This window comes from Aromatoleum buckelii, from assembly GCF_012910785.2.
GTDB lineage: Bacteria > Pseudomonadota > Gammaproteobacteria > Burkholderiales > Rhodocyclaceae > Aromatoleum > Aromatoleum buckelii.
Genome location: NZ_WTVH02000010.1, coordinates 700,087 through 724,849 on the forward strand (window position 1 = coordinate 700,087; position 24,763 = coordinate 724,849).

The following is a 24,763-nucleotide window of genomic DNA, read 5'->3' on the forward strand; positions in this document are numbered from 1 at the left end:
CATCGGCGCTCCTCACGCGGCCGGCTGGAGCTTCGACCCGACGAAGGCCGCGAGTTCGGCAAGCGGAATCTTCGCCGCCTCGGCGTCGCGTCGCCCCTGATATTCGGCCATCCCTTCCTTCAGTCCGCGACCACCGATGACGACGCGATGCGGAACGCCGATCAGTTCCCAGTCGGCAAACATCACGCCAGGACGCTCGTCGCGGTCGTCGAGGATCACGTCGATGCCGTCGGCGCGCAGTGTTTCATAGAGCTTCGTCGCTTCGTTTCGCACCGCTTCGGACTTGCCCCAGCCGACCGGGCAGACGACGACGCGGAACGGGGCGATCGCGTCCGGCCAGATGATGCCGCGGGCGTCGTGGTTCTGCTCGATCGCCGCACCGAGGATGCGCGTGACGCCGATGCCGTAGCAGCCCATTTCGAAATGCTTCGGCTTGCCGTCCTCGTCGAGGAACGTCGCGTTCATCGACTGCGAGTATTTGGTGCCGAGGTAGAAAACGTGGCCGACTTCGATGCCGCGCTGGATCGCGAGCCGTCCCATGCCGTCCGGGCTCGGGTCGCCTTCGACGACGTTGCGCAGGTCGGCGACGAGATCGGGTTCGGGAAGGTCGCGGCCCCAGTTCGTGCCGGTCAGGTGGAAGTCGGCTTCATTGGCGCCGCAGATGAAGTCGGCCATGTTCGCGACAGTGCGATCGGCGACGATCTTGACGGCCTTGTTCACGCCCACGGGCCCGAGGTAGCCGGCCTTGCAGCCGAAGCGCTCGGTGATCTCGGTTTCCGTCGCGAAGCGGAACCCCGCCTTCAGGCCGGGGATCTTGCCCGCCTTGACCTCGTTCAGTTCGTGATCGCCGCGCACGAGCAGCAGCCACACCGTGACGCCGGTGGGCTTGCCCGCGTCATCGACGTCATCGGTCGCAAGGACCAGCGACTTCACCGTCGTCTCGAGCGGCACGTCGAGAAGCTTCGCGACCTCTGCGCAGGTCGTCCTGCCCGGGGTGGGGGTCTTTTCGAGCGCCTTGGCCGGCGCGTCACGGGTCGCTAGCAACGGCAGCGCTTCGGCAAGTTCGATGTTGGCCGCGTAGGCGGAACCGGGGCAGTAGACGATTGCATCCTCGCCGGTGTCGGCGATCACCTGGAACTCATGCGAGCGATCCCCGCCGATCGCTCCCGTGTCGGCAGCGACAGCCCGGTACGTCAGGCCGAGGCGATCGAAAATGCGGCAGTAGGCAGCGTACATCGCATCGTAGCTGCGGCCTGCGGCGGCCGCGTCGCGGTCGAACGAATAAGCGTCCTTCATCGTGAACTCGCGGCCCCGCATCACGCCGAATCGCGGCCGGCGCTCGTCGCGGAACTTCGTCTGGATCTGGTAGAAGTTCTTTGGCAGCTGGCGATAGCTCTTCAATTCCTGCCGAGCGATATCGGTGACCACTTCTTCGGATGTGGGTTGCAGCGCGAAGTCGCGCTCGTGCCTATCCTTGAAGCGCAGCATCTCGGCGCCCATATGTTCCCAGCGGCCGGTCTCGTTCCAGAGTTCGGCCGGCTGAACGAGCGGCATCGTCAGTTCGAGGGCGCCGGCGCGGTTCATTTCCTCGCGCACGATGTCCTCGACCTTGCGGATCACGCGCAGGCCGATGGGAAGGTAACTGTAGATGCCGGCTGCGACTTTGCGGATGAAGCCCGCGCGCAGCATCAGTTTCTGGCTGACGACCTCGGCGTCCGACGGGGCTTCCTTGAGGGTGGAGATGAAATACTGGCTGGCGCGCATGCTGGATCCGGGGGGCGGGCTGGTGAGCAAAGACGCGATTTTACCGTGTCGACGACCGATATGCAGATTGCGCTATGCCGCCGGGCGTGCTGCACGTCGGCCGCGAAGCTGTGAAACGGGAACGCTTCCGGTGGTTCGCCTTTCCAAGCCTCTGTAAATGTGGAAAAATTGTGACAGTTCTTGAATTGAAGGTTTGATCATGCTCGATCGTGAAGGCTATCGCCCGAACGTCGGCATCATTCTGGTCAACACGCGCAATGAGGTTTTCTGGGGCAAGCGGATCCGTGAGCATTCGTGGCAGTTCCCGCAAGGTGGCATCAAGCACGGCGAAACGCCGGAGCAGGCCATGTTCCGTGAACTGTTCGAGGAAGTGGGTCTGCGTCCCGAGCATGTGAAGATTCTCGGCCGCACGCGTGGTTGGTTGCGGTACGACGTTCCGAAGCACTGGATCAAACGGGAATGGCGCAATACCTACCGGGGACAGAAGCAGATCTGGTTTCTGTTGCGTTTGGTAGGGCGTGATTCCGACGTCTGCCTGCGAGCCAGCACTCACCCGGAGTTCGATGCCTGGCGCTGGAGTGACTATTGGGTGCCGCTGGAAGCCGTGATTGAGTTCAAGCGGCAGGTGTACCAGCAGGCGTTGTTCGAACTGTCGAAGACGTTGTTCCGGACGCGGCCACGGGACCCACCCGAGGCCTACAAGGCATTGGCCGAAGTGCGCGAGCCTTGAACGCCATTCCTCGTTGCCCCGCCTGCCGATGTTCGGCACGCGGGGCGTTTTCTTTGAGCCCGCTCATTCTCTTTCCGAATTCCACCGATTTGCGGCGATGAACTCGCCGGAAACGACTCGGTCGAAGGGATGCGTTCCGACCGTTCGGCCGCGGCCTCTGCCAAGCTTCTCGGACATGAAAAAGATGTGCTTGCGGCAGGCCGAAAAGATCAACGACATGGTGTCGGTGCGCTTGTCGATATTCTGCAATGGGAGGTGTCCATGAACCGGGAATTCGATCCGCTTCCGCAAGCGCGCCTTGCGGGCCTGCACTGCGAAGTCGCAAGAACCGATAACAACCGCCGGGTCTCCCGCAACTCCCCCGCGATAGAGGTCATGACCGACCTCACGAGAATTCCCGCGGCGACGATCGCGGCTGAAACGTCGCTGGCCGATGCCAACCGCGCAATGATCCTGCGCGGAGTGCGACTGTTGCTGGTGACCGATTCGCGTCACCAGGTGATGGGGGTGATCTCGGTCGCCGACTTGCTGGGCGAAGGCCCGGTGCGGACCGCGCAGGAACGCGGGGTCCGGGTCGGCGAACTGACCGTCCATTCCGTCATGACGCCACTCGAGCGCACCGAGGCCGTCGAGCTGGGCGAGGTCATGCGCGCGGATGTGGGGCATGTTCTCGCGACGTTGAAACGCTCCGGTCGGCAGCATGCTCTGGTGCTGGAACGCTGCGAGGGGGGACGGGGCTTGATCAGGGGGATTTTCTCGGCGTCCCAGATCGCGCGCCAGCTCGGGGAGCCCCAGCCGGTCAGCACCGAGATCGCGAGGAATTTCGCTGAAATCGAAGCGGCGATCTCCGCCTGATCCATAAAGCCCGGCTCACATGGTGTCTCATGGCGCTTTCCCTCCTGGAAGGCCGAAGACGAGACCGGGCAAGCGCACACGAACATCTCGAAAACCTTGAGCCGTAGGGGGCTACACATCGGCCGGCCGCGCGGACGTGATACTGGCCTTCGAGGCTTTTTCGATTGCCGAAGAGGATCCGGAACGTGACAATGCCGAAAAGACCTCTGCGGTGCATTTCCTCCGATTCGAGCTGCCGCCGGACATGATCTCGGCGTTAAACGCCGGTTGAGCTCACAATCGGGATCGATCACCCGGCTTGCTCTGCGGTGGTGGATTCGCTGCCCGAGAGGATTCGTTTGTCCCTGTGCGGAGACCTGCAAGCTTGAAACCGTTCCAAACCATCGTCCAAGCGGGGGTAACGGCCCTCGTGTTCTTTTCCGGCGCCGCTTGCGCTGGTCTTTTCAGCGACCCGGATCCGAACTGGAAGGAAGGCGACTACGAGTTGCCCAGTCCGCCGCTTCCCTCCGCGTTGCGTGAATTCCCCGTCGATGTGACTTCGCGCAACCGTTTTCTGCTCGATGAGCATAGCCTGACCGTCGGCGAGGACGGCGTCGTGCGCTACGTACTCGTGGTGCACACTGCCGGCGGCGCCGAGAACGTCACTTTCGAAGGCATTCGTTGCGAGGGGGCAGGATGGCGTATCTATGCGGTCGGCCGCGACGGGGGCGAGTGGGCGGTGGCGCGCGACGCCGGCTGGCAGCCGATCATCGACACCGCATACAACCGTCCGCGTGCAGCTTTGGCGAAGGAATATTTCTGCGACGGAGTGGTCCCGCCCCGGGACGTCGGCGAAGTGCTGCGGCGCCTGCGCGGCAGGGAGCCGGCATTGAAATGACCGACATTCAGAGGTGTTCATGATCGACGAAGCGATTGTCCAGTTCGACAAGGCTTTGCGCACGCTATTCGCGCCCGCGCGCAGCGTGCGCCCGATCCCCGGCGTGGATGTGCCCGAAACGCATCTCGGGGATCGTGATCGGCAGCATGTGGCGGCCCTGATGCGCGTCAACCACAGTGGCGAGATCTGCGCCCAGGCGCTGTACCAGGGGCAGTCGATGAGCGCCGGCGATCTCGACGTCAAACGCGAGCTCGCGCGGGCCTCGGACGAAGAGACCGAGCACCTGGCGTGGACCGAGCAGCGCATTTCCGAACTCGGCGGGCGCAAGAGCCTGCTGAATCCGTTATGGTACGGCGGGTCGCTGGCGCTGGGGCTGCTGGCCGGGAGGCTGGGCGACCGATGGAATCTCGGCTTCCTGGCCGAAACCGAGCGCCAGGTCGAAGCGCATCTCAGTGGCCATTTGGAGCGTTTGCCCCCCGAGGACCGCAAGTCTCGTGAAATCCTCGAGCAGATGAAGGCGGACGAGGCGCATCACGCCGACGTCGCGCTCGCCCTCGGGGCTCACGAACTGCCTGCACCCTTCAAGGGAGCGATGAGATTGATGGCCCGCGTGATGACGACGACCGCGTACCGGGTATAGCGAGCTAAACTCGTGATGGGCCTCCAGGCAGGCCCATCACTCGCACTCGACGATGTCCCATTCGTGCACCAGTTCCGCAGTCTTGCCGAGCATGATCGACGCCGAACAGTATTTCTCTGCTGAGAGGTGAATCGCGCGCTCCACCGCCTCGGGCTTCAACCCTTTACCGCGGACGATGTAGTGAAACGTGATGCGGGTGAACACCTTCGGGTCTGCTTCCGCCCGCTCGCTCGAGAGCTTTACCTCGCAGCCGCGAACGTCCTGGCGGCCGCGTTTAAGGATCAGTACGACGTCAAACGCCGTGCACCCGCCAGCTCCGGCAAGCATCATTTCCATCGGCCGGGGGGCAAGATTGCGGCCGCCCGCCTCCGGTGCGCCATCCATCGCCACGACGTGACCAGTGCCTGTCTCCGCAAGGAAAGTCATTCCATCGACCCACTTGATCGTGCATTCCATCATCTACTCCGTTGTCCGCTTGATGAGCGAGGGAACCTCTGGGCGAGGCGGAGCGGCATCTTACCGGATGGCAAATCTGTGCGGCCAACCCGGCGCGAGAGGGGGTAGCACCAAGGGTTTCTATTGCGGCGCAATAACACATATGAAATGCATAACGGGATATCACCCCCAGGCGGTTCAATACTGGCCATGCCGGCGCTGTAAATTGATCAATATCAATAGTTTGTGATTAAATAAACAATGTTTATAGAGTAATCAAAACATTTATAGTGCAATGCACAATAAAAGCTTGTGAGGGGAGGCGGGTTTCAGCATAATCGTGACCAGTCGGATCGAGATCGTGTGGCGATCCAAGCAGTGTCTCCTCCACCCTCCTCCTTTGGTGTGGATTTAACGCAGTCCTTCAGGGGCTGCGTTTTTTTTGCCTCGTCTATGGGACAGGGTTGCGGTAGCCCGAATTTGACTTCCCGATAGGGTTGCGGGTACCATCACGAGCTTTCCGTTTATTGGCCTTCGCCCTAGGCCGGACAAGATCGAGGATTCGAATGAAAACGTTTTCTGCCAAGCCGCACGAAGTCAAGCGCGACTGGTTTGTTGTCGACGCGTCGGACAAGGTGCTTGGCCGGCTTGCCGCCGAAGTGGCCCGTCGCCTCCGTGGCAAGCACAAGGCCATTTACACGCCGCACGTCGATACGGGTGACTTCATCGTCGTCGTCAATGTCGAAAAGCTGCGGGTGACCGGCAACAAGGCGCTGGACAAGAAGTATTACCGTCATACTGGTTATCCGGGCGGAATCTACGAAACCAACTTCACCAAGCTGCAGCAGCGCTTTCCCGAGCGCGTGCTGGAAAAGGCGGTGAAGGGCATGCTGCCGAAGGGGCCGCTGGGTTACGCCATGCTGAAGAAGCTGAAGTGCTACGCGGGTGGCGAACATCCGCATTCCGCTCAGCAGCCCCAAGTTCTCGAGATCTGACAGGAGCCGATCAATGGCTGTGAGTTACAACTACGGCACCGGCCGCCGCAAGACTGCGGTTGCCCGTGTGTTCATCAAGCCGGGTTCCGGCAACATCGTCGTCAACGGCAAGCCGGTCGACGAGTTCTTTTCGCGCGAAACGGGTCGCATGATCGTGCGTCAGCCGCTCGTGCTGACCGAAAACGACAGCCGTTTCGACATCATGGTCAATGTGACCGGGGGCGGCGAGTCGGGTCAGGCCGGCGCCGTTCGCCACGGCATCACCCGAGCGCTGATCGAATATGATGCAGAACTCAAGCCCGTGCTGCGCAAGGCCGGCTTCGTGACTCGCGATGCTCGCGAAGTCGAACGGAAGAAGGTCGGTTTCCGCAAGGCGCGTCGCCGCAAGCAGTTCTCGAAGCGCTGATACTTCGTATCTGCAAGCAGAAAAGCCGCCCTTCGAGGCGGCTTTTCTCGTTTCGGACTCAAGATTCAACCGCTGCGAGTGCGATAATTCATCGCTCAGGAAGGCAGTCACGGTAAGGAGAAGGCATGATTAAGATTGGTGTGGTCGGTGGAACGGGATATACCGGGGTGGAACTGTTGAGGCTGCTTGCCCGCCACCCCGAGGCGAACCTGGTTGCGATAACCTCGCGCGGCGACGCCGGTATGCCTGTTTGCGACATGTTTCCGAGTCTGCGCGGTCGTGTCGATCTGCGCTTCGTGACTCCGCAGGACGCGGCGCTCGACCGCTGCGACGTAGTCTTCTTCGCCACGCCCAACGGGATCGCAATGCAGCAGGCGAGGGAGCTCGTCGACGCCGGGGTGCGGCTGATCGATCTGGCGGCGGATTTCCGCATCCGTGACGTCGCGGAATGGGAAAAGTGGTACGGGATGAAGCATGCTTCGCCCGAGCTGGTGGCCGAAGCAGTCTACGGTTTGCCGGAGCGAAACCGCGAGCGCATCCGGTCGGCGCGTATACTGGCTAATCCGGGTTGCTACCCGACCGCAGTCCAACTGGGCTTTCTGCCGTTGGTCGAGTCCGGTGTAGTGGACCTGTCGCATTTGATCGCGGATGTGAAATCCGGTGTCTCGGGTGCAGGACGCAAGGCGGAAGTGCACACGTTGTTTGCCGAGGCCGCCGACAACTTCAAAGCTTACGCAGTGGCGGGACATCGGCATCTACCCGAGATTCGTCAAGGACTCGAGGCGATGGCCGGGCAGGGCGTTGGCCTGACCTTTGTTCCACATTTGACGCCGATGATTCGGGGCATCCATGCGACGCTTTACGCAAGGCTTTCGACAGATGTGAATGTGCAGAAGCTGTTTGAAGAACGGTATCAGGACGAGCTCTTTGTCGATGTTCTACCCACAGGCAGTCATCCGGAAACCCGTTCGGTGAGGGCAAGCAACCTTTGCCGTGTGGCCGTTCATCGGCCGCACGGCAGTGATGTCGTCGTGGTCTTGTCGGTTATCGATAATCTCGTCAAGGGTGCAGCCGGGCAAGCTGTCCAGTGCATGAACATCATGTTTGAGCTGGATGAGTCGCTCGGGCTCGATATCGTTCCGGTGTCCCCGTAAGGGAACTATCGGATGGACCGGCGATCGGACTTTGACGAAAATGCTTCCCGTGGCGCATCATGTGCCAGTGTTCTGATAGAGGAGAAAATATGAACACCGTAGTTGACACCCCAGAGTTGATGGTCTTCACGGATAGTGCGGCCACGAAGGTCAAGGAACTGATCGAGGAGGAGGGCAACCCCGAACTGAAACTGCGCGTTTTCGTGAGCGGCGGCGGATGTTCCGGTTTCCAGTACGGTTTTACGTTCGATGAGGAAGTGAACGAAGACGACACTGCCTTCGAAAAAAACGGCGTGACGTTGCTGGTCGATCCGATGAGCTACCAGTACCTGGTAGGGGCCGAAATCGATTACAGCGAGGGGCTGGAAGGATCCCAGTTCGTGATTCGCAATCCGAACGCGACAAGCACTTGCGGCTGCGGTTCTTCGTTTTCTGCGTGAGCGGAAAGTACGTTTGGGTTTGTCTCCGCCAAGGCAAAGTAAAAACGGGGTGCTGGTGCACCCCGTTTTCCTTTCAGCCTTCCTGCGCGGGAAAGCTCAATCGGCTTGAGCTACCACTGTTCGATTCAGGAGCGCCAATCGTTGTAGCAGTGGTGCGGTTTGACTCTTGAATGCGGCGAGCGCAGTGGGTCCTAGTGGCTGGACCGTAGGTAGCGCGATCTTCATCGGATCGTGCGCGACATTATTCACGCGGATCTCGTAATGCAGGTGCGGACCGGTCGCCCAGCCCGTCGACCCTACATAGCCGATCAGATCGCCCTGCCTGATTTTTGCGCCTTTTCGAAGACCGCCGGCAAAGCCGTGGAGGTGAGCATAGGCGGTGGAGTAGCGGTCCCGGTGTTGCAAGACAACAATGTTGCCGTAACCGTTCTGCCTGCCCACATAGTTTACAACGCCGTCGGAGGCCGCTTTCACAGGCGTGCCGGTCGGAGCTGCAAAGTCCACGCCGTTGTGGCTGCGCCAACTTCGATGAATGGGGTGCAGGCGCCGTCCGAAGGTGGACGAGATTCTGGAGAACTCCAAAGGGTACCTTAGGTACGCCTCATTCAGCCCGCGACCCTCGGGTGTGTAATACGCCTCGCTCCCATCCGCGTCGCGATGCAGTACCACCGCATATTTTTTCCCTTGGTTGACGAACTCCGCCGCCAGCACTCGTCCACTACCCGCAGGAGCTCCCTTGTCGTAGATCGTCTCGTAGACGACGCTGAATTGATCTCCCGCACGTAGATCCGAGCTGAAATCGACCTCGGTGCCAAAAATCTCTGCAAGCTTTGTTGCGACGCTGTCAGGAACACCTGCCGAATCCGTGGCACCGAAAAGCGTATGACGAATCGTTCCGGCGCGCATCTCGATGTGGGTATCCACCTCGGGGTGAGCTTGACTGCGCGAACGGATCCCCTCCGGAGTGCCCTCGATCGTGAAGCTTGAATCGCCTCTCGCCACTGGCAAAGTCAGGGAAACAAGCTTTCCACGCCCGTCAACCAGCGCCAGTACGGAGCGTCCTGCGCGCAACTGGCGAAGTGCGCTTCGGCTTTCAGGATCGCCAGACAGGAAATCGAGCGCTTCCTGGTCGTCAATCTTGAGACGGCGAAAGAGCGTCTGAATCGTATCGCCCGGCTGCACCCGCTCGTCGAAAACGAACGGGATCGGGGTACTGGCACTAGGCTGGACGGTAACGGATCCAAGCTGCTCGATGACCGATTGCACCGGAAACGGCGGCAAGGCATCGCCGGGAACCACTGCAGTGGCCGCGACGACGCTCAGAAGCGAGGTGCCCATGAGAGCCCCAAGCATCCATCGCCGGCGGCCCGAAGGGAGATGGCGGAACAGTTCGGCTAGAATCGTGTTTTTTCGTGCCTGCATGGGAAACACTGGGCAAAAACTTGCGCGAGTTTAGCAAAGTTTTTCCGGCTGCCCTAACGAATGGAGAAATGCATGACTGACGTACAGGCAGCCCTTGAGCTGATAAAGCGGGGAGCTGAAGAGTTACTGATCGAAGCGGAACTTGTCGAAAAACTCAAGTCGGATCGCCCTCTACGCGTGAAGGCAGGTTTCGACCCGACAGCCCCCGATCTGCACCTGGGGCACACCGTCCTGCTCAACAAGTTACGGCACTTCCAGGAACTGGGTCATCAGGTGTTGTTTCTGGTCGGCGACTTTACCGCAATGATCGGTGATCCGTCCGGGAAGAACGCCACTCGGCCGCCCTTGTTGCGTGAGCAGATCCTCGAAAATGCACGTACCTATCAGGAGCAAGTGTTCAAGATTCTCGATCCGGACAAGACGGAGATCTGCTTCAACTCCTCGTGGATGGAGTCCCTCGGGGCAGCGGGGATGATTCGACTGGCATCACGGCACACGGTGGCGCGGATGCTGGAGCGGGACGATTTTGCAAAGCGCTACGCGGGAGGGCAGCCGATCGCGATCCACGAGTTTCTGTACCCTCTGTGCCAAGGCTACGACTCGGTGGCGATGCGGGCGGATGTCGAACTCGGAGGGACCGACCAGAAATTCAATCTGCTGGTCGGCAGAGAGCTTCAGAAGCATGAGCGACAGGCGCCACAGTGCGTTCTCATGATGCCGCTGCTGGAGGGGCTCGACGGCGTTAACAAGATGTCAAAGTCGCTCGGCAACTACATAGGTATCACGGAAGCGCCCCGCGAAATCTTCGGGAAGATCATGTCGATCTCCGATAGTTTGATGTGGCGCTATTTCGACTTGCTGTCCTTTCGTCCTGCCGGCGAAATCGCACACTGTCGCGTCGAGGTCGAAGGTGGACGTAATCCGCGCGAACTGAAGGTGCTGTTGGCGCAGGAGCTCGTGACCCGGTTCCACAACCATGCTGCTGCAGAGGATGCCCTCATTGATTTCGAAGCCCGATTCCAACGGGGTGCATTGCCAGACGATATGCCTGAAGTGAATGTCACAGTCGGGGAGGGCGGTTTGCCGGTGTTCCAGGTCGTCAAACAGGCAGGACTGACTGGAAGTTCCTCGGAAGCACTGCGTATGATCGAGCAGGGCGCGGTTCGACTGAATGGGGAGCGAGTGGAGGACAAAGGTCTTGTGCTGCGGCGCGATCAAACCGTGGTTCTGCAGGTGGGGAAACGGAAATTCGCATCCGTGGTGCTGAATTGACAAGAATTTCCGTGACCAGGGATCGCTTCAATCAACAAACGGTTCAGCAACAGGTTGACTGCCTATCGGAAGTGTCTATAATTCGCCCTCTTCGCGGCACCGAGCGGTTTTGGCAGTACGGTGCGAGGCGCGGTGGCGATGGAGAGAGCTTCCCCGGTGGTCAGGAAAAGGTCCGGTGGGGGTTGACGGCAGCGGCGAAGTCGATCAGAATCTCTTTCTCGCTGCAACGGCAGCAGTTCTTTAAAAAGTTGAACAACCGATAAGTGTGGGTACTGGGTTGCTGCGGTGGTCGAACTGCCTTCGGGTGGATTCGGCAATTGCAAAGATTGAGTGCTCGCAAGTCAGAGATGATTTTGAGTACTTTGTTGGATTGAACTTAAGAGTTTGATCCTGGCTCAGATTGAACGCTGGCGGCATGCTTTACACATGCAAGTCGAACGGCAGCGGGGGCTTCGGCCTGCCGGCGAGTGGCGAACGGGTGAGTAATGCATCGGAACGTACCCAGTCGTGGGGGATAACTACGCGAAAGCGTAGCTAATACCGCATACGCCCTGAGGGGGAAAGCGGGGGACCTTCGGGCCTCGCGCGATTGGAGCGGCTGATGTCGGATTAGCTAGTTGGTGGGGTAAAGGCCTACCAAGGCGACGATCCGTAGCTGGTCTGAGAGGATGATCAGCCACACTGGGACTGAGACACGGCCCAGACTCCTACGGGAGGCAGCAGTGGGGAATTTTGGACAATGGGCGCAAGCCTGATCCAGCCATGCCGCGTGAGTGAAGAAGGCCTTCGGGTTGTAAAGCTCTTTCAGACGGAAAGAAATCGGGCGGGTGAATATCCCGCCTGGATGACGGTACTGTCAGAAGAAGCACCGGCTAACTACGTGCCAGCAGCCGCGGTAATACGTAGGGTGCGAGCGTTAATCGGAATTACTGGGCGTAAAGCGTGCGCAGGCGGTTGTGTAAGACAGGTGTGAAATCCCCGGGCTTAACCTGGGAACTGCGCTTGTGACTGCACGGCTAGAGTACGGCAGAGGGGGGTGGAATTCCACGTGTAGCAGTGAAATGCGTAGATATGTGGAGGAACACCGATGGCGAAGGCAGCCCCCTGGGCCGATACTGACGCTCATGCACGAAAGCGTGGGGAGCAAACAGGATTAGATACCCTGGTAGTCCACGCCCTAAACGATGTCGACTAGTTGTTCGGGAAGGTAACTTCCTGAGTAACGCAGCTAACGCGTGAAGTCGACCGCCTGGGGAGTACGGCCGCAAGGTTAAAACTCAAAGGAATTGACGGGGACCCGCACAAGCGGTGGATGATGTGGATTAATTCGATGCAACGCGAAAAACCTTACCTACCCTTGACATGCCTGGAATCCTGCAGAGATGCGGGAGTGCCTTCGGGAGCCAGGACACAGGTGCTGCATGGCTGTCGTCAGCTCGTGTCGTGAGATGTTGGGTTAAGTCCCGCAACGAGCGCAACCCTTGTCGCTAATTGCCATCATTAGGTTGGGCACTTTAGCGAGACTGCCGGTGACAAACCGGAGGAAGGTGGGGATGACGTCAAGTCCTCATGGCCCTTATGGGTAGGGCTTCACACGTCATACAATGGTCGGTACAGAGGGTTGCCAAGCCGCGAGGTGGAGCCAATCCCACAAAGCCGATCGTAGTCCGGATCGTAGTCTGCAACTCGACTACGTGAAGTCGGAATCGCTAGTAATCGCAGATCAGCATGCTGCGGTGAATACGTTCCCGGGTCTTGTACACACCGCCCGTCACACCATGGGAGTGGGTTTCACCAGAAGTAGGTAGCTTAACCTTTCGGGGAGGGCGCTTACCACGGTGAGATTCATGACTGGGGTGAAGTCGTAACAAGGTAGCCGTATCGGAAGGTGCGGCTGGATCACCTCCTTTCAAGAGATGACGCCGCGGCGGCGCAGTATCCACAACTTATCGGTTGTTCAGGCAACGAGAGCCTCGAAGGCATGAGGGTCTGTAGCTCAGCTGGTTAGAGCACCGTCTTGATAAGGCGGGGGTCGTTGGTTCGAACCCAACCAGACCCACCACACGATCAAGCGGGGGGATTAGCTCAGCTGGGAGAGCACCTGCTTTGCAAGCAGGGGGTCGACGGTTCGATCCCGTCATCCTCCACCAGCGTTCGGGGGTGGGCAGAAGCAGGCGTCGAAGGGCTAAGCGGTGCGGATCGTCGGGTCCGCAGCGCTTAGGCCTTGGCAGGTTTTTGAGGTCGCGTTCTTTAACAAAGTGGAAGAAGTAAAGTGTGCGACAGTGGGCCGCAAGGCGCACTGTTGCATGGGTTGGTGTGATTGCATTTTTGCATTCATCTGCGCTTTGAACCAGCGGCAGGTGAGTGCGCGCACAAGCGTGAGTTCGTCTATGGCGGTGGGTGCCCTGGCAACACAGGGTCCATGGTTATAGGATCAAGCGACTAAGTGCATGTGGTGGATGCCTTGGCGATCACAGGCGATGAAGGACGTGCAAGCCTGCGAAAAGCGGGGGGGAGCTGGCAATGGAGCTTTGATCCCCCGATGTCCGAATGGGGAAACCCACTCCTTTTGGAGTATCCCGCGCTGAATACATAGGCGTGTGGAGGCGAACGCGGCGAACTGAAACATCTAAGTAGCCGCAGGAACAGAAATCAACCGAGATTCCCCAAGTAGTGGCGAGCGAACGGGGAGGAGCCTGCACGACTAAACCATCTACTTAGCAAAACGGTCTGGAAAGTCCGACGATACAGGGTGATAGTCCCGTATGCGAAAAGTAGGTGGCGGGTCTGAGCGTGCGACAAGTAGGGCGGGACACGAGAAATCCTGTCTGAAGATGGGGGGACCATCCTCCAAGGCTAAATACTCGTGATCGACCGATAGTGAACCAGTACCGTGAGGGAAAGGCGAAAAGAACCCCGGGAGGGGAGTGAAATAGATCCTGAAACCGCATGCATACAAACAGTGGGAGCCTCCTTCGTGGGGTGACTGCGTACCTTTTGTATAATGGGTCAGCGACTTACGTTCAGTAGCGAGCTTAACCGAATAGGGGAGGCGTAGGGAAACCGAGTCTGACAAGGGCGATTGAGTTGCTGGGCGTAGACCCGAAACCGGATGATCTATCCATGGCCAGGATGAAGGTGCGGTAACACGCACTGGAGGTCCGAACCCACTAATGTTGAAAAATTAGGGGATGAGCTGTGGATAGGGGTGAAAGGCTAAACAAATCCGGAAATAGCTGGTTCTCCCCGAAAACTATTTAGGTAGTGCGTCGTACGGACACTTGCGGGGGTAGAGCACTGTAATCGTTGGGGGGGTCACTGCGATCTACCCCGCGATAGCAAACTCCGAATACCGCAAAGTGATATACGGCAGACAGTCCTGGGGTGCTAACGTCCTGGGACAAGAGGGAAACAACCCAGACCGCCAGCTAAGGTCCCAAATACATGGCTAAGTGGGAAACGAAGTGGGAAGGCCCAGACAGCTAGGAGGTTGGCTTAGAAGCAGCCATCCTTTAAAGAAAGCGTAATAGCTCACTAGTCGAGTCGTCCTGCGCGGAAGATGTAACGGGGCTCAAGCCATGAACCGAAGCTGCGGATCTCGCAAGAGATGGTAGGGGAGCGTTCCGTAAGCCTGCGAAGGTGTCTCGAGAGGGATGCTGGAGGTATCGGAAGTGCGAATGCTGACATGAGTAGCGATAAAGGGTGTGAAAAGCACCCTCGCCGAAAGCCCAAGGTTTCCTGCGCAACGTTCATCGGCGCAGGGTGAGTCGGCCCCTAAGGCGAGGCAGAAATGCGTAGTCGATGGGAAACGGGTCAATATTCCCGTACCGGTCCTAGATGCGATGGGGGGACGGAGAAGGTTAGGCCAGCCGGGTGTTGGACGTCCCGGTTTAAGCGTGTAGGCGTGCCCCGTAGGCAAATCCGCGGGGCTGAGCTGAGGCGTGATGACGAGGGCTCTTTGAGCCCGAAGTGGTTGATACCATGCTTCCAGGAAAAGCCTCTAAGCTTCAGTCTAGGATCGACCGTACCGCAAACCGACACAGGTGGGCAGGTAGAAAATACCAAGGCGCTTGAGAGAACTCAGGAGAAGGAACTCGGCAAATTGATACCGTAACTTCGGGAGAAGGTATGCCCCGTTAGCTTGTAGGAGTACATCCGAAGGGCGAAGGGGCCGCAGAGAATCGGTGGCTGCGACTGTTTATTAAAAACACAGCACTGTGCAAACACGAAAGTGGACGTATACGGTGTGACGCCTGCCCGGTGCCGGAAGGTTAAGTGATGGGGTGCAAGCTCTTGATCGAAGCCCCGGTAAACGGCGGCCGTAACTATAACGGTCCTAAGGTAGCGAAATTCCTTGTCGGGTAAGTTCCGACCTGCACGAATGGCGTAACGATGGCCACACTGTCTCCTCCTGAGACTCAGCGAAGTTGAAATGTTTGTGAAGATGCAATCTCCCCGCGGCAAGACGGAAAGACCCCATGAACCTTTACTGTAGCTTTGCATTGGACTTTGACGGGACTTGTGTAGGATAGGTGGGAGGCTGTGAAGCGGGAACGCCAGTTTCCGTGGAGCCAACCTTGAAATACCACCCTGGTGTCGTTGAGGTTCTAACCTTGGCCCGTGAATCCGGGTCGGGGACCGTGCATGGCAGGCAGTTTGACTGGGGCGGTCTCCTCCCAAAAGGTAACGGAGGAGTACGAAGGTCGCCTAGACACGGTCGGACATCGTGTTGATAGTGCAATGGCAAAAGGCGGCTTGACTGCGAGACCGACAAGTCGAGCAGGTGCGAAAGCAGGTCATAGTGATCCGGTGGTTCTGTATGGAAGGGCCATCGCTCAACGGATAAAAGGTACTCTGGGGATAACAGGCTGATTCCGCCCAAGAGTTCACATCGACGGCGGAGTTTGGCACCTCGATGTCGGCTCATCACATCCTGGGGCTGTAGCCGGTCCCAAGGGTATGGCTGTTCGCCATTTAAAGTGGTACGTGAGCTGGGTTTAAAACGTCGTGAGACAGTTTGGTCCCTATCTGCCGTGGGCGCTGGAAGTTTGAGAGGACCTGCTCCTAGTACGAGAGGACCGGAGTGGACGCACCCCTGGTGTACCGGTTGTGACGCCAGTCGCATCGCCGGGTAGCTAAGTGCGGAAGAGATAACCGCTGAAAGCATCTAAGCGGGAAACTCGCCTCAAGATGAGACTTCCCCGGGGCCTCGAGCCCCCTGAAGGGTCGTTGAAGACCACAACGTTGATAGGTCGGGTGTGGAAGCGCAGCAATGCGTTGAGCTAACCGATACTAATTGCCCGTGAGGCTTGATCCTATAACCCTGGATCCAACACCGCGACAACTCACCGAAAAACGCATCACGCCACTCCCCCACACTTTGCTTCCCCACTTTGTTACCCTTTACAGTCTGACGACCATAGCCTCCTGGCCCCACCCCTTCCCATCCCGAACAGGACCGTGAAACAGGAGCGCGCCGATGATAGTGCCCAATGCGGGTGCGAAAGTAGGTCATCGTCAGACTACCCCTTGCACCGAAAAGCCGCTTCCCCCTCCACGGGAAAGCGGCTTTTTGCTGTCTGCACGCCGCGCAAAACCCCCTCCCGCCCGATCGGCCAGAAGCGTCGCGTCGCTCGGCCGGAAGAAAACCCGCGGAATCTTCGGGGCACAATGCTTTTACGTGCTTTTTACGACTCCAGTATTCCAATAAATTCTGAATAGAGCACAGCTTCCTTCACGAGCTCTACGATATTCAGGGTGCACGTTTGGCGTGAACGAGGTAATTCACATCGGTGTCATTTCCGAGTGAATACACATGTGTCAAGGGGTTGTAGCTCATGCCCAGCAATTCAGTGGTTTCCAGGGCGGCTTGGCGACAATAGCGTGCAAGTTCGGATGGCCTGATGAATTTCGCATAATCGTGCGTGCCGCGCGGCAATAGCTTCAGGATGTATTCGGCTCCGAGAACTGCAAATAGATACGCCTTGAAATTCCGGTTGATTGTCGAGAAAAATACGTCACCGCCGGGTCGGACCAGTTGGGCGCACGCGGCCACCGTGCTTGCAGGATCAGGGACATGCTCGAGCATTTCCATGCAAGTCACGATGTCGAACTCCTCAGCATGTTGCGCGGCGAATTCCTCAGCGCTCGCATGGTGATAGTCGACTTTCTGCCCGCTTTCGAACAGGTGAAGGCGAGCGACGCCGAGAGCCTTTTCTGACAGGTCAATACCTGTTGTGACATGAGCACCTGCGGCTGCCATGCTCTCGGACAGGATTCCTCCGCCACATCCAATATCCAGGACACGCTTGCCTGCAAGCCCCGCATTCCTGTCTATCCAGTCGAGGCGCAACGGGTTGATTTCATGAAGCGGTTTGAATTCGGACGTGGTGTCCCACCAGCGGTGGGCAAGTTCGCTGAATTTTTGCAGTTCTGCGGGGTCTGCATTCATGTTCATTGCCTGAAGTCTTTTGTCACGATGGGACCAGTGCGGTGCAGCCGTGTTCCCCTTTCGCTGGCCAAATGAAAAAGCCCTGCCGGGGCAGGGCCTTCACAGGCACTCGGATGGATCGTTTACTTCGTGCCGATCACTTCAACTTCGACGCGACGATCCGGCTGCAGGCATTCGATGAGCCCCTTGCGACCGAGTCTGTCCGAGCAACTCGTGCCCGTGACCGGCTGGCGCTCGCCCTTGCCTTCGGTATAGATCCGATTTGCTTCGACACCCTTGCCCACCAGGTAGGTCTTCACCGCGTTGGCGCGGCGATCGGACAGCTTCTGGTTGTAGGCGTCGGAGCCCAGACGGTCGGTGTGGCCGACCGCGAGAATCACTTCCAGCTTGACGCTCTTCGCCTGCTCGGCCAGCTGATCAAGCTTGCTCCTGCCTTCGGGCTTGAGGACGGCCTTGTCGAAGTCGAACAGCGTGTCGGCCGAGAGTTTGATCTTTTCAGCGGTGGGCCTCGGCGCGGGAGCGGCAGGGGCGGGAACTGCCGCCGGAATCACTGCCGGCGTACACTTTTCCTTCGGCACGATATCGCTGTCGCATTCGCAGCCCGCCGGGAACTGGCCCGCCATGGCGGTACCAGCAGCAGCCGGGCTCCAGTAGCCGGTGCGCCAGCACAAGCCCGTGCCACTACGCGCGACGACGTTGCGCGAATCGATAACGTAGGGAATCTCGCCCTTGCCATCGACCACGACATCCTTTGCCTGCGCAAAGGCGGCCGGTGCGGAGAGGCCGATCGAGGCGATTGCGGCCAGTATGAACATCTGCTTTTTAGTCTGTTTGATCATGATTTCCTCGTCGATGGGCAGGAGGATGAGTGGGGATGACTGATTAACCGGGCGAATCGAATTGAGCAGTACCCGCCAAGAGTAAGAGCCAAACATATCCAGTTCAGCTACCAAGCTTAGTTTGCCACAGTGCAGTAAGCGCGAGCAATTCGCTGTCGTTTAATTGCAACATCAAATTCCCTTTATTTACACGGATTTCTCCGCCGACCCACACGTGGGAGACGTGCTCCCGTCCTGCAACATAGACCAAATGCGAGGCAGGATTGAAGCACGGGAGGGTCTCGAACCGGTCCAGCGCGACCGCACAAAGGTCGGCTGCCTTGCCTGGCTCTATCGATCCGATCCGGTCTCCCAGTCCCAAGGCGCGGGCGGCATCGAGTGTCGCCATCCGGATGGCGGCGTGGGCAGGAATCGCGGTGGCGTCGAGGGTGGAGACCTTCGCAAGAAGAGAGGCATGCCGAATTTCCTGGAAGAGATCAAGGCGATTGTTGCTGGCTGCGCCGTCAGTGCCAAGGCCTACCGTGATCCCGGCTTCCCTCAGGCGAGCGATCGGTGCGATCCCGCTTGCCAGCTTCATGTTCGAAGTGGGGCAGTGGGCAATGCTGCAGCCATGCAGGGTGAGCAGGTCGAAATCGGATTGGTCGAGATGAACCGCGTGGACCCCGAGCAGGTTGCTGCCGAGCAGACCGAGGCGCGCAAGTCGGGTGAGCGGACGGGCGCCATGACGGGAATGAGAGTCCTGAATCTCCTGGAGCGTCTCGTGGAGGTGGATGTGGATCGTCGTGTCGAGTTCGGCGGCGAGGCTGGCGACGCGCGCCAGGGTTTCATCCGAAACCGTATACGGTGCGTGCGGGGCAAGCGAAAAATCGATTCGCGGATGCGTGTGCCATTGCCCCCGCGCTGCCAGTCCCTTGCGCAGATAGTCGTCCGCATCAGTGGCGTAGGGCGTGGGAAATTCGAGCACGGTGATGCCGAGCACGGCCCGCATGCCCGCCTGGTCGAACGCTTCAGCGGCCGCATCCGGGTAGAAATACATATCGTTGCAGGTCGTGATTCCGCCCCGCAGCATTTCAGCCGCTGCGAGCAACGTGCCGTCGCGGACGAAAGCGTAGGACATCTGCCTGCCTTCAGCCGGCCAGATCGCCTCCTGCAGCCAGCGCATCAAAGGCAGGTCGTCGGCGATTCCGCGCATCAGCGTCATCGCCGCATGCGCATGAAGATTGATCAGCCCCGGAATCAGGACATGCTCGGCGAGTTCGAAGGACTCTGGCGCATGATAGCGCGAGCGCGCTTCGTCCTGCGGCAATATCGCGAGGATGCGCCCGTTGCGCACCACGACGGCATGGTGCTCGAGTACGACGTTCGCGGGCTCGACGGGAAGGATCCAGCGAGCGTGAATCAGGAGGTCTGCGGGCTGGCTCAACTCTCGCTCCAGACGATGCAGGGGCTGTGCAGAGGCGACAGCTTTGCATCTCGGTTTTTCCTACGATTTAAGCATACGTCGGTTTGTGCCGCCATCAGCGCGTTCGTGATGCGTACCGTCGGCCACCCTGGCAATGCGGACCGTCCGGTACCCGCCGCATGGTAAGATTGCACGCTTTTGACCCAGCGGTTTTCGCCGCCGCCGCTAAATGACCCCGTTTGCCAAGGAAACGCTGCCGATCAGTCTCGAAGACGAGATGCGGCACTCCTATCTCGACTACGCGATGAGCGTGATCGTCGGCCGCGCGTTGCCCGATGCGCGCGATGGCCTCAAGCCGGTTCACCGGCGCGTGCTGTTCGCGATGCACGAGCTGTCGAACGACTGGAACAAGGCTTACAAGAAGTCCGCGCGGATCGTCGGCGACGTCATCGGCAAGTATCACCCTCATGGCGACTCTGCGGTCTACGACACCATCGTGCGCATGGCCCAGCATTTCTCGCTGCGCTACATGCTTGTCGACGGCCAGGGAAACTTCGGTTCCGTCGATGGCGACAACGCCGCGGCGATGCGATACACCGAAATCCGCATGGCGCGGATCGGTCACGAGTTGCTCGCCGACATCGACAAGGAAACGGTCGATTTCGGCCCGAACTACGACGGCTCGGAGAGGGAACCGCTGATCCTGCCGGCAAAGATCCCGAACCTGCTGATTAACGGGTCGTCGGGCATCGCCGTCGGCATGGCGACGAACATCCCGCCGCACAACCTCGGCGAAGTGCTCGATGCGTGCCTGAAGCTGCTGGACAATCCGGACACCGATATCGAAGAGCTGATCGCCCTCGTCAAGGCGCCGGACTTTCCGACTGCCGCGCTGATCTACGGACTCTCAGGCGTGCACGACGGCTACCGTACCGGCCGCGGCCGCGTCGTGATGCGCGCGCGCACGCACTTCGAGGATCTGGAAAAAGGCAACCGCCAAGCGATCATCGTCGATGAGCTGCCGTACCAGGTGAACAAGCGCACGCTGCTCGAGCGCATCGCCGAGCTGGTGAACGAAAAGAAGATCGAGGGCATCAGCGAGATTCGCGACGAGTCGGACAAGTCCGGCATGCGCGTCGTCATCGAGCTCAAGCGCAACGAAGTGCCCGAAGTCGTGCTGAACAACCTGTTCAAGCAGACCCAGCTGCAGGACACGTTCGGCATGAACATGGTGGCGCTTGTCGATGGCAAGCCACGCACGCTGAACCTGAAGCAGATGCTCGACTGCTTCCTGTCACACCGGCGCGAAGTCATTACGCGGCGCACGGTGTTCGAGTTGCGCAAGGCGCGCGAACGCGGACATATTCTCGAAGGGCTTGCCGTCGCACTGTCGAATGTCGACGAGATCATCGCGCTGATCAAAGCGGCTCCGACCCCGGCCGACGCCAAGCGCGGCCTGATGGCGCGCACGTGGCATTCCGCGCTGGTCGAGGAGATGCTCGCGCGCGCGCTGGCCGACAGCTACCGGCCCGACGGCCTGGCGCCCGAGTTTGGCCTTTCGGCGCAGGGCTACCGGCTGTCGGACGCGCAGGCGCAGGCGATCCTGGAGCTGCGCCTGCAGCGCCTGACCGGACTCGAGCAGGACAAGATCGTTACCGAATACCGCGAAGTGATGGAGGTCATCACCGACCTGCTCGACATTCTCGCGAATCCGCCGCGCATTACCGCAATCATCGTCGAGGAACTGGGTGCGATCCGTAACCAGTTCGACGACCCGCGCCGCTCCGAGATCGTGCTGAACACGGCGGAGATCAACATCGAGGACCTGATTGCGCCCGAAGACATGGTCGTGACGCTGTCGCATGCCGGCTACTTCAAGCGCCAGCCGCTGACCGACTACCGCGCGCAGCGTCGCGGCGGTCGCGGCAAGCAGGCGACCGGGATGAAGGACGACGATTTCATCGACCGCCTGTTCGTCGCCAACACGCACGACTACATCCTGTGCTTCTCCAGCCGCGGTCGCGTCTATTGGCTCAAGGTGTATGAAGTCCCCGAAGGCACGCGCAACTCGCGCGGCCGTCCGATCGTCAATCTTTTCCCGCTGATGGAAGGGGAGAAGATCAACGCAGTGCTGCCGGTGCAGGCTTTCGACGACGATCATTTCGTCTTCATGGCGACCGCCGAGGGTACGGTGAAGAAGACCGCGCTGACGGCGTTCTCCAATCCGCGCAAGGCCGGCATCATCGCGGCGAACCTCGACGACGGCGATCGCCTGATCGGGGTCGCGATCACCGACGGCAACAGCGACGTGATGCTGTTCTCCGACGCGGGCAAGGCGGTGCGCTTCCCCGAAGGCGACGTGCGCCCGATGGGCCGCGAGGCGCGCGGCGTGCGAGGCATGAATCTCGAGGAAGGCCAGCGCGTGATCGCGATGCTGGTCGCGAAGGACGAGGAGCTGTCGGTGCTGACAGCGACCGAAAACGGCTATGGCAAGCGCACGCCGGTTGCCGAATACACCCGCCACGGGCGCGGCACCAAGGGCATGATCGCGATCCAGACCTCGGATCGCAACGGCAAGCTCGTTGGCGCCTGCCTCGTTGAGGAAAGCGACGAGGTGATGCTGATTTCGACCGGCGGCGTGCTGATCCGGACCAGGGTGCAGGACATCCGCGAACTGGGCCGGGCGACGCAGGGCGTGACGCTGATCAACCTCGACGAGGGTACCTCGCTGGCGGGGATCGAGAAAGTCGCGGAGTCCGAAGTCGACGAACCAGTGGCTGACGTTCCAGACGACGGCATCGCCTCGGCCGACTCCGCGTCTGCAGTGGATGGCACGCAAACGGATGGCCTGCCGGAGTAAGACTGCGAAGGGGGAGTTCCAGACGATGACACGCGTATACAACTTCAGCGCCGGACCCGCGGCGCTGCCCGAGGCGGTGCTGCGACAGGCCGCCGAAGAGATGCTCGACTGGCATGGCGCGGGCTGCGGCGTGATGGAAATGAGCCATCGCGGCAAGGAGTTCACGTCGATCGTCGAACAGGCGGAAGCGGATTTGAGCGAGCTGCTGGGGATCCCGGACAACTACCGCATGCTGTTCCTGCAAGGCGGTGCGACTCAGCAGTTTGCGCAGATTCCGATGAATCTGCTCGCCGGAGGGTCGGCCGACTATCTCGTGACCGGGACCTGGTCGAAGAAGGCCTACGGTGAAGCGAAGCATCTGGCCGGCGCGCTCGGCGGCGCAGTCCGGCTCGCCGGCTCCACGGAGACCGCCGGATTCACGCGCCTGCTGCGCCCCGACGAACTCGACCTCGACCCGCGGGCGCGCTATCTGCATCTTTGCACTAACGAGACGATTCACGGCGTCGAACTGCGCGATGCCAACCTGTTGCCGGATGCGGGCGTGCCGCTGGTCGCCGACATGTCGTCGCATATCCTGTCGCGCCCGATAGACGTCAGCTGCTACGGCCTGATCTATGCCGGGGCGCAAAAAAACATCGGGCCTTCCGGGCTGGTCGTCGTCATCGTGCGCGAGGACCTGCTCGGCCATGCTGCGCCGATGACGCCGACGATGATGGATTATCGCGTGATGGCGGAGAACGGCTCGATGCTCAACACGCCGCCGACCTACGCGATCTACATCGCGGGACTCGTATTCCGCTGGCTCAAGGCGCAGGGCGGGCTCGCGGCGGTCGAGGCGAACAACGTCGCGAAGTCGAACCTGCTTTACGATTTTCTCGACGCCAGCGATTTTTACGAGAACCGCGTCGCGCACGACAGCCGCTCGCGGATGAACATCCCGTTCCTGCTGCGCGACGCCGCGCTCAATGATGCTTTCCTCGCCGGAGCGACAGCCGCGGGGCTGACGCAGCTCAAGGGGCACAAGTCGGTCGGAGGGATGCGCGCCTCGATCTATAACGCGATGCCGCTCGCCGGAGTGCAGGCGCTGGTTGATTACATGCGCGATTTTTCCGCGCGAAACGGTTGAACACGCACGGCTGAAAGGGCGAGCATGAGTGACGAACTGCTGAACCTCAGGAAAAACATCGACCGCCTCGACGAGGAAATCCTCGTGCGCCTTGCAGAACGCGCGCGGCACGCCCAGCGCGTCGGCGAGATCAAGCAGGGCAACGTATATCGCCCGGAGCGCGAAGCGCAGGTGCTGCGCCGCCTCGGTGCTGCCAATCCCGGACCGTTGCCGGATCTCGCGGTGCAGCGGATTTTCCGCGAAATCATGTCGGCGTGCCTCGCGCTCGAACGGCCGCTCCGGGTTGCCTACCTCGGGCCGGCAGGGACCTTTTCGGAGAGCGCGTCACGCAAGCATTTCGGCTCGGCGCCGAACTTCGTGCCGACCTCGACCATCGACGAGGTCTTTCGCGCTGTCGAAGCCGGTAACGTCGACTACGGCGTCGTCCCGGTCGAGAACTCGACCGAAGGCGTGGTCGGCGGCACGCTCGACCTGCTGCTCGAGAATCCGTTGCAGATCTGCGGCGAAGTCAAGCTGCGCATCCATCAACACCTGCTGTCGAAAGCTGCGGGCATCGGCGCGCTCAAGCGGCTGTATTCGCACGCCCAGTCCCTCGCCCAGTGCCACGAGTGGCTGAACCGCCACCTGCCGTCGCTTTCGCGCGTACCGGTCGCGAGCAACGCCGAGGCGGCGCGCCTCGCTTCTGAAGATGCCGAATCGTGCGCGATCGCGGGCGAAGCGGCGGCCGACCTCTATGGCCTCGGCGTGCTGGCTGCGAACATCGAGGACGATCCGAACAACACGACGTGCTTTCTCGTCATCGCGCACCACGACGCGGACCGCTCGGGCCAGGACAAGACTTCGCTGGTGTGCTCGGCGCCGAACCGGCCGGGCGCGGTGCATGCGCTGCTCGAACCGCTGGCGAAGCACGGTGTCAGCATGAGCAAGCTGCAATCCCGTCCCGCGCGCGGCGGATTGTGGGAGTACGTGTTCTACATGGACATCGAAGGCCACCGCGACGACCCGGAGGTGGCCGCGGCCTTGAAGGAACTCAACGAACGTGCCGGGTTCGTCAAAGTGTTGGGGTCGTACCCGGTCGCGGTGATCTGAGCGGAA

General features: G+C 60.1%; 20 protein-coding genes, 2 tRNA genes and 3 rRNA genes. 18 read left to right on the top strand and 7 right to left on the bottom strand.

The genetic code is table 11. From position 1 onward, the window contains the following. Nucleotides 1-12: 12 nt before the first annotated feature. Complete coding sequence (locus GO608_RS14000) at nt 13-1,764, bottom strand: proline--tRNA ligase (RefSeq protein WP_169197904.1); 1,752 nt, start codon at nt 1,762-1,764, stop codon at nt 13-15. Nucleotides 1,765-1,963: 199 nt separating this feature from the next. On the opposite strand from GO608_RS14000, the gene GO608_RS14005 reads away from it, so the two are divergent. Continuing rightward, the gene (locus GO608_RS14005) at nt 1,964-2,494 is read left to right on the top strand and encodes an RNA pyrophosphohydrolase (RefSeq protein WP_169197903.1); all 531 of its coding nucleotides are present in this window, start codon (nt 1,964-1,966) and stop codon (nt 2,492-2,494) included. Nucleotides 2,495-2,557: 63 nt separating this feature from the next. Here GO608_RS14005 and GO608_RS14010 read toward each other — a convergent pair whose 3' ends face one another. Then, complete coding sequence (locus GO608_RS14010) at nt 2,558-2,743, bottom strand: hypothetical protein (RefSeq protein ID WP_169197902.1); 186 nt, start codon at nt 2,741-2,743, stop codon at nt 2,558-2,560. 12 nt (nt 2,744-2,755) lie between these two features. Between GO608_RS14010 and GO608_RS14015 the strand changes: the two genes are divergently transcribed. The 4 genes from GO608_RS14015 (at nt 2,756) to coq7 (ending at nt 4,866) form a co-directional block, all read left to right on the top strand. Further along, a complete protein-coding gene (locus GO608_RS14015; RefSeq protein WP_169197901.1) occupies nt 2,756-3,349 on the top strand; it encodes a CBS domain-containing protein in 594 nt (197 codons plus the stop codon). 136 nt (nt 3,350-3,485) lie between these two features. Continuing rightward, complete coding sequence (locus tag GO608_RS14020; RefSeq protein WP_247003146.1) at nt 3,486-3,620, top strand: DUF3501 family protein; 135 nt, start codon at nt 3,486-3,488, stop codon at nt 3,618-3,620. 93 nt (nt 3,621-3,713) lie between these two features. Beyond that, the gene (locus tag GO608_RS14025) at nt 3,714-4,226 is read left to right on the top strand and encodes a CNP1-like family protein (protein WP_169197900.1); all 513 of its coding nucleotides are present in this window, start codon (nt 3,714-3,716) and stop codon (nt 4,224-4,226) included. 19 nt (nt 4,227-4,245) lie between these two features. Beyond that, nucleotides 4,246-4,866: a 2-polyprenyl-3-methyl-6-methoxy-1,4-benzoquinone monooxygenase gene (gene coq7 / locus GO608_RS14030; RefSeq protein ID WP_169197899.1), complete on the top strand. Its 621-nt coding sequence runs from the start codon at nt 4,246-4,248 to the stop codon at nt 4,864-4,866. A gap of 36 nt (nt 4,867-4,902) precedes the next feature. On the opposite strand, the gene GO608_RS14035 is transcribed toward coq7, so the two are convergent. Then, nucleotides 4,903-5,322 carry an OsmC family protein gene (locus tag GO608_RS14035; RefSeq protein ID WP_169197898.1) on the bottom strand — a complete coding sequence of 140 codons (420 nt, stop codon included), beginning with the start codon at nt 5,320-5,322 and terminating at the stop codon, nt 4,903-4,905. Between the two features lie 545 nt (nt 5,323-5,867). Between GO608_RS14035 and rplM the strand changes: the two genes are divergently transcribed. The 4 genes from rplM to erpA all read left to right on the top strand — a co-directional run bounded on the left by rplM (nt 5,868) and on the right by erpA (nt 8,296). Then, nucleotides 5,868-6,296 (top strand): 50S ribosomal protein L13, encoded by a 429-nt coding sequence (rplM, locus tag GO608_RS14040; protein ID WP_011236354.1) that lies wholly within the window; start codon nt 5,868-5,870, stop codon nt 6,294-6,296. 13 nt (nt 6,297-6,309) lie between these two features. Further along, on the top strand, nt 6,310-6,702 hold the full coding sequence (rpsI, locus tag GO608_RS14045; protein WP_011236353.1) for a 30S ribosomal protein S9: 393 nt from the start codon (nt 6,310-6,312) through the stop codon (nt 6,700-6,702). Between the two features lie 125 nt (nt 6,703-6,827). Further along, on the top strand, nt 6,828-7,856 hold the full coding sequence (argC, locus tag GO608_RS14050; protein ID WP_169197897.1) for an N-acetyl-gamma-glutamyl-phosphate reductase: 1,029 nt from the start codon (nt 6,828-6,830) through the stop codon (nt 7,854-7,856). An 89-nt stretch (nt 7,857-7,945) separates the two neighbouring features. Continuing rightward, nucleotides 7,946-8,296 carry an iron-sulfur cluster insertion protein ErpA gene (gene erpA, locus GO608_RS14055; protein WP_168954805.1) on the top strand — a complete coding sequence of 117 codons (351 nt, stop codon included), beginning with the start codon at nt 7,946-7,948 and terminating at the stop codon, nt 8,294-8,296. A gap of 96 nt (nt 8,297-8,392) precedes the next feature. Here the strand turns inward: erpA and GO608_RS14060 are convergent, their stop codons facing one another. Further along, nucleotides 8,393-9,634, bottom strand: coding sequence for a peptidoglycan DD-metalloendopeptidase family protein (locus GO608_RS14060; RefSeq protein ID WP_425532302.1), 1,242 nt, complete (start codon nt 9,632-9,634; stop codon nt 8,393-8,395). A gap of 156 nt (nt 9,635-9,790) precedes the next feature. Between GO608_RS14060 and tyrS the strand changes: the two genes are divergently transcribed. The 6 genes from tyrS (at nt 9,791) to rrf (ending at nt 16,513) form a co-directional block, all read left to right on the top strand. After that, complete coding sequence (gene tyrS, locus GO608_RS14065) at nt 9,791-10,990, top strand: tyrosine--tRNA ligase (RefSeq protein WP_169197896.1); 1,200 nt, start codon at nt 9,791-9,793, stop codon at nt 10,988-10,990. 372 nt (nt 10,991-11,362) lie between these two features. Further along, a 16S ribosomal RNA gene (locus tag GO608_RS14070) occupies nt 11,363-12,900 on the top strand. A gap of 75 nt (nt 12,901-12,975) precedes the next feature. Next, nucleotides 12,976-13,052: transfer RNA gene (locus tag GO608_RS14075), tRNA-Ile, on the top strand. A gap of 12 nt (nt 13,053-13,064) precedes the next feature. Further along, nucleotides 13,065-13,140 (top strand) — tRNA-Ala (locus tag GO608_RS14080). A 282-nt stretch (nt 13,141-13,422) separates the two neighbouring features. Further along, a 23S ribosomal RNA gene (locus GO608_RS14085) occupies nt 13,423-16,307 on the top strand. A gap of 92 nt (nt 16,308-16,399) precedes the next feature. Beyond that, nucleotides 16,400-16,513: ribosomal RNA gene (rrf, locus tag GO608_RS14090) — 5S ribosomal RNA — on the top strand. Together the 16S, 23S and 5S rRNA genes with 2 tRNA genes alongside form the textbook arrangement of a ribosomal RNA operon. A gap of 229 nt (nt 16,514-16,742) precedes the next feature. Here rrf and ubiG read toward each other — a convergent pair. The 3 genes from ubiG to GO608_RS14105 form a co-directional block, all read right to left on the bottom strand. Beyond that, entirely contained in the window at nt 16,743-17,447 is a 705-nt protein-coding gene (ubiG, locus tag GO608_RS14095; RefSeq protein WP_169197662.1) for a bifunctional 2-polyprenyl-6-hydroxyphenol methylase/3-demethylubiquinol 3-O-methyltransferase UbiG, read from the bottom strand. Between the two features lie 116 nt (nt 17,448-17,563). After that, a complete protein-coding gene (locus GO608_RS14100; RefSeq protein WP_169197769.1) occupies nt 17,564-18,280 on the bottom strand; it encodes an OmpA family protein in 717 nt (238 codons plus the stop codon). Between the two features lie 103 nt (nt 18,281-18,383). After that, nucleotides 18,384-19,703, bottom strand: a complete 1,320-nt coding sequence (locus GO608_RS14105; protein WP_169197663.1) for a TRZ/ATZ family hydrolase — start codon at nt 19,701-19,703, stop codon at nt 18,384-18,386. Nucleotides 19,704-19,911: 208 nt separating this feature from the next. On the opposite strand from GO608_RS14105, the gene gyrA reads away from it, so the two are divergent. Genes gyrA through pheA form a run of 3 tightly spaced genes read left to right on the top strand, consistent with a single transcriptional unit; the run spans nt 19,912 to nt 24,757 of the window. Beyond that, nucleotides 19,912-22,542 (top strand): DNA gyrase subunit A, encoded by a 2,631-nt coding sequence (gene gyrA / locus GO608_RS14110; RefSeq protein ID WP_169197664.1) that lies wholly within the window; start codon nt 19,912-19,914, stop codon nt 22,540-22,542. 25 nt (nt 22,543-22,567) lie between these two features. Continuing rightward, on the top strand, nt 22,568-23,668 hold the full coding sequence (gene serC / locus GO608_RS14115; RefSeq protein ID WP_169197665.1) for a 3-phosphoserine/phosphohydroxythreonine transaminase: 1,101 nt from the start codon (nt 22,568-22,570) through the stop codon (nt 23,666-23,668). Between the two features lie 24 nt (nt 23,669-23,692). Continuing rightward, entirely contained in the window at nt 23,693-24,757 is a 1,065-nt protein-coding gene (gene pheA, locus GO608_RS14120) for a prephenate dehydratase (protein WP_169197666.1), read from the top strand. The last annotated feature ends 6 nt before the right edge of the window (nt 24,758-24,763 follow it).

Bases quoted from the DNA above. Each gene is read 5' to 3' on its own strand.
- GO608_RS14005 (WP_169197903.1), top strand. From the start codon at position 1,964: ATGCTCGATCGTGAAGGCTATCGCCCGAACGTCGGCATCATTCTGGTC.
- serC (WP_169197665.1), top strand. From the start codon at position 22,568: ATGACACGCGTATACAACTTCAGCGCCGGACCCGCGGCGCTGCCCGAG.
- gyrA (WP_169197664.1), top strand. From the start codon at position 19,912: ATGACCCCGTTTGCCAAGGAAACGCTGCCGATCAGTCTCGAAGACGAG.
- rplM (WP_011236354.1), top strand. From the start codon at position 5,868: ATGAAAACGTTTTCTGCCAAGCCGCACGAAGTCAAGCGCGACTGGTTT.
- erpA (WP_168954805.1), top strand. From the start codon at position 7,946: ATGAACACCGTAGTTGACACCCCAGAGTTGATGGTCTTCACGGATAGT.
- coq7 (WP_169197899.1), top strand. From the start codon at position 4,246: ATGATCGACGAAGCGATTGTCCAGTTCGACAAGGCTTTGCGCACGCTA.
- ubiG (WP_169197662.1), bottom strand. From the start codon at position 17,447: ATGAACATGAATGCAGACCCCGCAGAACTGCAAAAATTCAGCGAACTT.
- argC (WP_169197897.1), top strand. From the start codon at position 6,828: ATGATTAAGATTGGTGTGGTCGGTGGAACGGGATATACCGGGGTGGAA.
- GO608_RS14015 (WP_169197901.1), top strand. From the start codon at position 2,756: ATGAACCGGGAATTCGATCCGCTTCCGCAAGCGCGCCTTGCGGGCCTG.
- rpsI (WP_011236353.1), top strand. From the start codon at position 6,310: ATGGCTGTGAGTTACAACTACGGCACCGGCCGCCGCAAGACTGCGGTT.
- GO608_RS14060 (WP_425532302.1), bottom strand. From the start codon at position 9,634: ATGGGCACCTCGCTTCTGAGCGTCGTCGCGGCCACTGCAGTGGTTCCC.
- GO608_RS14000 (WP_169197904.1), bottom strand. From the start codon at position 1,764: ATGCGCGCCAGCCAGTATTTCATCTCCACCCTCAAGGAAGCCCCGTCG.
- pheA (WP_169197666.1), top strand. From the start codon at position 23,693: ATGAGTGACGAACTGCTGAACCTCAGGAAAAACATCGACCGCCTCGAC.
- GO608_RS14035 (WP_169197898.1), bottom strand. From the start codon at position 5,322: ATGGAATGCACGATCAAGTGGGTCGATGGAATGACTTTCCTTGCGGAG.
- tyrS (WP_169197896.1), top strand. From the start codon at position 9,791: ATGACTGACGTACAGGCAGCCCTTGAGCTGATAAAGCGGGGAGCTGAA.
- GO608_RS14100 (WP_169197769.1), bottom strand. From the start codon at position 18,280: ATGATCAAACAGACTAAAAAGCAGATGTTCATACTGGCCGCAATCGCC.